Annotated in this window: 3 protein-coding genes and 1 pseudogene; 3 read left to right on the forward strand and 1 reads right to left on the reverse strand. The window is 61.6% G+C overall.

The window, feature by feature from the left end:
- A partial coding sequence (locus tag PF446_RS10660) for an MFS transporter (protein WP_343224675.1) occupies positions 1–1229 on the forward strand: 1229 nt, incomplete at its 5' end.
- A 121-nt stretch (positions 1230–1350) separates the two neighbouring features.
- Here the strand turns inward: PF446_RS10660 and PF446_RS10665 are convergent.
- Entirely contained in the window at positions 1351–2229 is an 879-nt protein-coding gene (locus PF446_RS10665) for an aldo/keto reductase family oxidoreductase (RefSeq protein WP_298071403.1), read from the reverse strand.
- A gap of 496 nt (positions 2230–2725) precedes the next feature.
- Between PF446_RS10665 and PF446_RS10670 the strand changes: the two genes are divergently transcribed.
- Positions 2726–3079, forward strand: coding sequence for a hypothetical protein (locus PF446_RS10670; RefSeq protein ID WP_298071404.1), 354 nt, complete (start codon positions 2726–2728; stop codon positions 3077–3079).
- Positions 3080–3340: 261 nt separating this feature from the next.
- Positions 3341–3731: pseudogene (locus PF446_RS10675) on the forward strand (hypothetical protein); the annotation flags it as partial.

The raw sequence follows: 3731 nt of genomic DNA on the forward strand, positions 1-3731 counted from the left end.
TTCGCTTCCTGCAAGACAATCTCCGCTGGATCGGTGGATGCTTCCTGTTGACGATGTTTTCCTCGTTCGGGCAGACCTTCTTCGTCGGGCTTTCCGGCAACGATCTGCGCGCGCGATTCGATCTCTCCGGCGGCGAATTTGGCGGTTTGTACATGGCCGCGACCTTGATGAGCGCGATCACCCTCCCCTGGCTCGGGCGCACCCTGGACCTGATGCCGGGATGGAAGGTCGCGCGCTTCACGATTCCGTCCCTGGCGGGCGCCTGCCTGCTTCTGGCCCTGGCCCCTCAGCTCGCGGTGGTTGCCGTGGCGCTGTATCTGCTACGGCTTTTCGGCCAGGGCATGATGACCGAGATTGCCTTCACGGAAACCGGGCGCTGGTTTGCCGCCAACCGCGGCCGCGCCATGTCCCTGGTCGTGCTGGGACTGCAGGCCGGCATGGCGGTGCTGCCGGTCGGCGTCGCGCTGCTGTCGCAATGGGGGGGCTGGCGGCTGCCCTGGATGGTCTCGGCAGCGATGCTCATGCTGCTGGGATTTCCCTTGATCGTGAAACTGCTCAGCGTCGAGCGCGTGGCGCATTCGACCGAGCATCACGCCGCGAACATGCGCACGGCGCGTGACTGGACCCGCGGCGAGGTGATCCGCGACCCGGTCCTGTACCTGCTGCTGGCCGGTACCCTGGCGCCACCCTTCATCGGCACCACGGTGTTTTTCCAGCAGGGCTACCTGATTACGCTGCGTGGATACGATCCGCTGGTCTTTGCGGCGGCATTTCCGGTCATGGCGGTGACCACGGTCGGGTTCGGCCTGTGGTGCGGCCATCTGGTCGATCGCTTCGGCGCCTTGCGACTGCTGCCGTTTTTCCTGATTCCCCTGGCCATCGCCTCGGCCGCGGTCGGCCTGATCACGCCCGTCTGGGGAGTTTACCTGTTCATGTTCCTGCTCGGCATCAGCAACGGGTTCACCCAGACGCTGTTGGGAGCGCTATGGCCGGAGGTCTACGGAGTGGTCAACCTGGGCGGAATCCGCGCGATCATCGTGTCTTCGATGGTGCTGTCCACGGCACTGGGGCCCGGTATCAGCGGTGCCCTCATCGATCTGGGCGTCCAGCTCCCAACGCAGATGCTGTGGATGGCCGGGTGGTGTGTGGTCGCTTCATTCGGCCTGGCCTGGGCCTCCCGCATCGTCGGCTCGCGGGAGTCCATGACGCACGCGCATCCATCCCGATAGCGCAAAGTTGGATGCCAGGAATCCTGATCCCGTTTTCCCTCTGCGCCTGCGTGCAGGCGCAGAGGGATCTGGCAGTGTCGCTTCCCCTGGAAGCACGAATGCCGTGGCCGGCGCTTCGATCTCAAGCGTTTGGCGATGCAGCGATCTTGTTCAGCCGGTCAAGACTCGCCTCGGGCAGTTCAAGGGACGCCGCGGCCAGATTTTCTCGCAGGTGCTCCTGGGATGAGGTCCCCGGAATCAGGAGAATATTGGGTGAGCGCTGCAGCAGCCATGCCAGCGCGACCTGCATGGGTGACGTCTCGAGCGAAGCCGCCACCTGGACAAGAACCGCCGATTGCAGCGGGGTGAAGCCGCCCAGCGGAAAAAACGGAACGTAAGCAATGTCCGCTGCAGCGAGTTCATCGATCAGTGCATCGTCGTTGCGCTGGACCAGATTGTACTCGTTCTGTACACACACAATATCCGTGATGGCGCGACCCTCGGCGACTTGAGTGGGGGTCACGTTGCTTAGCCCGATCTGCCGTACCAGGCCCTGTTGCTGCAGTTCGGCCAGCACGGTGAGCGGCGCTTCCAGCGAACCTTCGGCGGGGCCATGCTTGCTGAACATCAGCCGCAGATTGACCACGTCAAGTGTATCCAGGCCCAGATGGCGCAGGTTGTCATGCACGGCGCCGGTCAGTTTGTGCTCGGAAAACGCCGGATTCCAGGAGCCATCCTCGCCACGCTTGGCGCCGATCTTGGTGACAATGACCAGATCGTCGTCATAAGGATGCAGCGCCTCGTGAATGATCTGATTGGTGACGTAGGGGCCGTAGAAGTCGCTGGTATCGATGTGATTGACCCCACTGGCGAGCGCCTCGCGCAAGACCGCCCGCGCAGCCTCGCGATCGGCGGGCGGGCCGAACACGCCCTTGCCGGCAAGCTGCATGGCACCGTAGCCGAGGCGATTGACGGTTTGGTTGCCCATCCGATAGGTGCCGGCTTGAGAAATATCAGTCATTGGATCTCCATGTATCGATGTACGGCCCGGTTGAAGTTTGTCGTCTAGTGACTTCAGACCTCAGCGGCTCCATTGGATGAATATGCTAAAGACGATCGCGTAAAAGGACCGACCCGGTGCGACCCTCGGTAAGCAGAAAATGAATCCCTGCATTACCCGATTGTAGAGGCAATACAACACCTGCCCATGGATGATCCAGCCCCAACTTATTCCAGTTGGGCATCGTTTTCCCCGCACGCGCGTTGTCCAGCGACGTGCCGGGGCTTTCCGACGGGCAGGCCATGGATTGACCCACCCGGTGATGCCAGCATCATCGTGCTGTCTCTGGCCGCAATGGACGGGCTTGCCATACCGATCCCATGGCTCGATCCCGTTTCTGACTCCAGCCAGACAGGCAATGGCGTGGTTCAACGCAGCACTTGACCTGAATCATTCGCTGCGGAACGTTGTCGCGCCATACTTTCCACTGCAGAACCGCTGCAGGGAGGATCTTTCCATGCGACACCTTTGGATACTCATCCTTTTGGCCAGCCTGCTGGCCATTGCAGTGACGCTGTCGTACTCCTCATCCGGCGGCGGGCGCATGACTTTCAGCGGAGCCATCCAGACGCCGACCTGCACGCTGCCTGCAACATGGTCCCCGGAAAAGACGGTTCCGCCCTCAAAGCGCAGGTATCACGGATGCAAGATCAGCGCGAATACCCTGCAAAAAGCCCAGTACGTGGACATCCATAGCATCCGGTTGACTGACCTTGAAAGCATGGATTTGCTGCACGACTTCAGCAGGCTTGACCGTGCACACTCCTACGGCCGGGAGCGACCGATCATGCTGGTGTACACCTACCAGTAGCCCCACTGTTTGTACATCCGTGTCCATCGGCAGGCAGCGTTGCTCTGGCAGGATTGCAGCGAAACGCAAGAGGTCAGGTCGATCCCCTGCACATGCCGCAAGGGGATCCGGGACCATGCATGCGCGTGGCTCTGGAAAACAGCACCGGGTCCCCGACAATGACCTGTGACACGGGTCAGCCGGCCCTGTCATCGCTTATGGTGGTCTTCTGCCGTGCTCCATCATCAGGGCACGTTCTGCGATCAAGCACCTGGAGTCACCATGCGACGATCATTTCTCACTGCACTTGCCTGCGTTGTGATGGCGCCCGCATTGACCATCATGGCCCCGACCACCACATCGGCTGCCGACAGTACAGGGCCTGTCAAGAACCCCAACCATCCCCTGCTCCTGCTGCGCTATCCGACCATGTCCAGAACCCGTATCGCCTTCGAATACGGCGGCGAAATCTGGGAGATGCCTCGCGCCGGCGGTCAGGCCCACGTGCTGGCCAGCGGCATGGACATGCTGACCAAGCCGATCTTCTCGCCGAGCGGCAAGATGATCGTGTTCACCGGTACCTACGACAACAACACTGACGTTTATGTGGTTCCTGCAGACGGTGGCCAACCCAGGCGCCTGACCTATCACCCCGGCCCGGACGTCGCGGTGG

Source organism: Oleiagrimonas sp., from assembly GCF_027858935.1.
In the GTDB taxonomy this organism is placed as follows: Bacteria; Pseudomonadota; Gammaproteobacteria; order Xanthomonadales; family Rhodanobacteraceae; genus Oleiagrimonas.